Here is a 3,834-nt window from a genome sequence, read left to right on the forward strand (position 1 = left end):
TCTTTAAATGATATGACATCCTACGCGCCGGCCTACAGCATTTCCAAAGCTGCACTGAATGCCGTCACGCGCCAACTCGCGGCAGCGCTGCAAGGTAAAGGTATTGCCGTGAACTCGGTTTGTCCCGGCTGGGTCCGCACAGATATGGGCGGACGCCATGCGCCGCGGTCGGTGGCAAAGGGCGCGGAAACGATTGTCTGGCGTGCCGCCGCTGCGCCGCAAAATTTAACCGGCCAATTTTTGCGCGATCGTAAAGTTATTCCATGGTAACTGCCGACGGTTACGGTTCTCGCTCGAGCCGGGCAATGTAGCAGCCCGCTTCCGCATTTCTTACGTGAATGTATTCGACGGCCGCATGCGCAAAAATCCGGGTGATTGCGCTTTCGACATCGCCGTGCGCAACGCGCTCGCGGGCCACCTGCCAGCGCCCGCGTCCATACCCTTCGAGCATGAGCGGTAATTCGCGCAATGCTGCCGGGAAACCCCGTTGCTCGTAGCGAACGCAGGCATCACGATGAATGAAAATCGGCCCCGGAGACGGATAGGCGTCCAAGCCTTCAAACGGATTGAATGTGAACAAAAGGCGCTGCTCTTCGCCTTGACGAAATGTTTGAAGGCAGAAACGGCAAGGCCCGTAGCCTTTTGCCGTTTCGACATGAGCCGGGTGCCCATACTGTGGCGATTTCAGCGTATTTCGAGCTTTTTCAGCAACGTTTTCAGGAATAGCAACGACGCGAAATTGAATCATGGTTTACTCTTTCTGTTTACATGCTGGAGAAGGATTTTTTGCGACAATTTTTGGTAATATAAGCTCACCGCCTTTTTTCTCAACCCGATTCTTGCTATATTACTTCCTGTGAACAAACTCACCAATGCACTAACGATTTTTTTAAAGGAGAAATTTCATGCAACGTCATGCTTCTGCGGTTTGGCAAGGAACCTTGAAAGAAGGCAAAGGCACGCTCTCAACGCAAAGCGGCGTCTTGCAGGCAACGCCCTATTCCTTCAGCGGCCGGTTTGAATCCGGCGCGGGCACCAACCCTGAAGAATTGATCGCCGCCGCGCACGCGGGCTGCTTCACCATGGCGCTGGGCGCGAAATTGAGCGCCGCCGGTTTTCCGCCGGAAAAGCTGAGCACACGCGCGAACCTGGCGCTCGAACAGGTGCAGGGTAATTGGACGATCACCACGATTCATTTGGAGCTGACCGGCAAAGTGCCGGGCGTCGCGCGCGCCAGGTTCGACGAGCTGGCCAACGACGCCAAGGCGACATGCATCGTCTCCCGCGCCCTCACGGCGCAAATCACGCTAACCGCGACGTTGGAAGCATAATTCGCTTCTTCACTATTCCGGCAGAATGATCAAACGGCAATGCAAGGGAAAAATACTCTGCCGTGCGATCATTCTGCTTTTTTATTTCTGGCCTCGTTACGCAACAGGAGAACCCTGCTGCATGGCTCGCGTGTTGTTGCTTTTCGGTCACCCTGCCTTGGAAAATCGCGCATCAACGCGCGTTTGATTCACGACATTATCAATCTTGAGGGAATTATGTTTATCGATCTCTACGAAACATATCCTGATTTTTTTATCGACGGCGCGCGCGAGCAGCGACGATGACGCCCTCGTGCTCGAACACGACTGGACCTGCGGTGCAAACGATGCGGCGCGAGACGACAAAAATATCTTGCACGTTGGTATCATCGGCGGCAGATCGAAAAATTTTTAAACAGAAAAATGGCCCGCAAAACTCAATTTCATCTGTCGAATCCATGCAAGCGTTCACTGTGATTGATGTGATGGCCGGCGCAGCAGGCTTGGGGGGCATGATTTGGAGTGATCAATAGCGGAGGGATTGTTGCTCGCAGCCAGTATGGCAGCAATAGAAGATTTCAGCGGAGGAATTGCGACGGCCCAAGTTAAGGTGAGCCGCACCAAGCTTTACGGCGCGTTTCTGCTAATCGCAATTCGGAACACCTATAAAACAAGGCCATTGGTCAATCAGAATTCCTCCCCACACCATGGCAATCGCGGCCAGAAAAGTGAATTTGAACAATAGAGTAAAGGGATTCATCATGCCCATGTTTCCCGCTTGTACGTTTCGCACCAGCGGCCGCAGAATGCCGAGGAATGCCATTGGCAAGAGCCACAAGACGCCAAACAATACACTAAGGTCGAGGGCTTTTTTAAGGCTGAAAGCGTTGGGCATGTTTACGATGTTGAACATGAATTCGAGAATCACAAACGGAAGCACAAGGATAAAACTGACGATTGCCGCTGATTTGAAGCTGGTGAGAAGGTTTTTCATGGCATCTCCCTGGGTAATTTGAATGATATGCTCTTTGATGATTCCCGTAGCGGTTTCAGCGAACATTCCCAGCACGAAACCGTATAGCCTTCGCCCGGTCTGTTGTTTATGTTCATTGTAGAGATCATTGAACGTTTGCGCCATCGACTCCCCCAACTGTTCCCGAAATGCTCGTGGATACAGGCCAAGAAGTTTGTTATAGAAAGCGCGAACGGTTTTCTGATCAAATGTCATAGGCCAGAATTTTGGGATAGAGTTTGCGTTTTTGCGCCAGTTTGACCAGATTTTGGTAGCGTTTGAGTTCTGCGGCAAGCGCTTTGGCGCCGGCAGCAGTTATTTGATAGTAAATGCGCCGCTCGTCATCCATTTCAGGATCGATCCGTTTGGTGCTTTCTTTCACCAGCCCGGCGTCAAGCATGCGTTTCAGCGAGCCATAAAGCGTGCCCGCGCCCATGGTGACAGTCCCTTGCGAGTCCTCCTCGACCTGTTTCATGATGCCATAGCCGTGCCGCTCGCCGTTCGAAAGCGCCAGGAGAATGTGGAATACCGCTGGTGTGAGAGGCGTATTGAAGCTTTTTGTTGTCATATGGCTTAATATATCCATAACGGATATAATAGTCAAGAAAAATTTGATGAACCTTCTGGAAGATTATTCGGAAGCACGAACATGAACATGGCGTGGGCGTGCTCGGATTTAACCTCACACCCTCTTAATCCAACCAGGGTCTTTATTGAATAGAACGTGTCTGCGAATAAACAAAAGATCACCTTGTTCGTACGCGCGGCGCAAGCCGGCGACGAAATTGCGTTTGCGGAGTTGGTCCGCGCATATCAGGATCTCGCGGTAGCTTATGCCGCGTCGATTCTGGGCGATTATCATCTCGCCGAGGATGCGGCGCAGGAAGCTTTCGTCGAGGGGTATCGCAAGCTGCCGTCGCTGCGCGAGCCGGCGGCGTTTGCCGGCTGGCTTCGTACCATCATTTTCAAACATTGCGATCGTATCACGCGGCGCAAGCGGCATCCGCTGACCGGCTTGGAGGCGGCGCTGGAAATGGCTTCTCCGGAGCCTTCGCCGCACGAGGTTTTAGAGTCGCGGGAAATCGCAGCTTCGGTTGGGGCGGCGATCTCGGCCTTGTCTGAAGCCGAGCGCCAGGTCGTCCTGCTCTACTACATGGGCGATCACTCGCAGGCGGCGATCGCAAAATTTTTAGAGATCACCCCCAACACGGTGAAAACCAGATTGTATTCGGCGCGTCAACGATTAAGGAAACACATGTCCCACATCGAGAAAAACCTGCAAACCGCGCGGCCGTCGCGCGATCCGAAATTTGCTGAGAAGGTCCAGCGCATGATCCAGCCCGAAGCCCTGAAGAAAAACGAGCCGCTGACGTGGTCGCCCGGAATGGGCGTCGAAGTCTGGGAAATGTTCTGCGCCGCCATCACCGGAGATTTGGAAACCATCAAGCGATTAGTAGAGAAAGACCCGTCGCTGGTGAGGAGTCATCACGCCTACCGCACGCCGCTGTATTT

Annotated in this window: 7 protein-coding genes; 3 read left to right on the top strand and 4 right to left on the bottom strand. The window is 53.0% G+C overall.

Annotated features, from left to right (window positions below; all coding sequences use genetic code 11):
- Positions 1 to 270: SDR family oxidoreductase (locus FBQ85_27730; GenBank protein ID MDL1878924.1), on the top strand; the 270-nt coding region annotated here is incomplete at its 5' end.
- 10 nt (positions 271 to 280) lie between these two features.
- Here FBQ85_27730 and FBQ85_27735 read toward each other — a convergent pair.
- Positions 281 to 748, bottom strand: coding sequence for a DUF1203 domain-containing protein (locus FBQ85_27735; GenBank protein MDL1878925.1), 468 nt, complete (start codon positions 746 to 748; stop codon positions 281 to 283).
- Between the two features lie 157 nt (positions 749 to 905).
- Here FBQ85_27735 and FBQ85_27740 point away from each other — a divergent pair, with 157 nt between their 5' ends.
- Positions 906 to 1,331, top strand: a complete 426-nt coding sequence (locus FBQ85_27740; GenBank protein ID MDL1878926.1) for an OsmC family protein — start codon at positions 906 to 908, stop codon at positions 1,329 to 1,331.
- Between the two features lie 253 nt (positions 1,332 to 1,584).
- Here the strand turns inward: FBQ85_27740 and FBQ85_27745 are convergent, their stop codons facing one another.
- From FBQ85_27745 to FBQ85_27755, 3 genes are all read right to left on the bottom strand, one after another.
- On the bottom strand, positions 1,585 to 1,824 hold the full coding sequence (locus FBQ85_27745) for a hypothetical protein (GenBank protein MDL1878927.1): 240 nt from the start codon (positions 1,822 to 1,824) through the stop codon (positions 1,585 to 1,587).
- Positions 1,825 to 1,953: 129 nt separating this feature from the next.
- Positions 1,954 to 2,448 carry a hypothetical protein gene (locus FBQ85_27750; GenBank protein ID MDL1878928.1) on the bottom strand — a complete coding sequence of 165 codons (495 nt, stop codon included), beginning with the start codon at positions 2,446 to 2,448 and terminating at the stop codon, positions 1,954 to 1,956.
- Between the two features lie 79 nt (positions 2,449 to 2,527).
- Positions 2,528 to 2,890 (bottom strand): helix-turn-helix transcriptional regulator, encoded by a 363-nt coding sequence (locus FBQ85_27755; GenBank protein ID MDL1878929.1) that lies wholly within the window; start codon positions 2,888 to 2,890, stop codon positions 2,528 to 2,530.
- Between the two features lie 156 nt (positions 2,891 to 3,046).
- Here FBQ85_27755 and FBQ85_27760 point away from each other — a divergent pair.
- On the top strand, positions 3,047 to 3,834 hold a 788-nt coding region (locus FBQ85_27760; protein ID MDL1878930.1), incomplete at its 3' end, for a sigma-70 family RNA polymerase sigma factor.

It is taken from the genome of Cytophagia bacterium CHB2 (assembly GCA_030263535.1).
In the GTDB taxonomy this organism is placed as follows: Bacteria; Zhuqueibacterota; Zhuqueibacteria; order Zhuqueibacterales; family Zhuqueibacteraceae; genus Coneutiohabitans.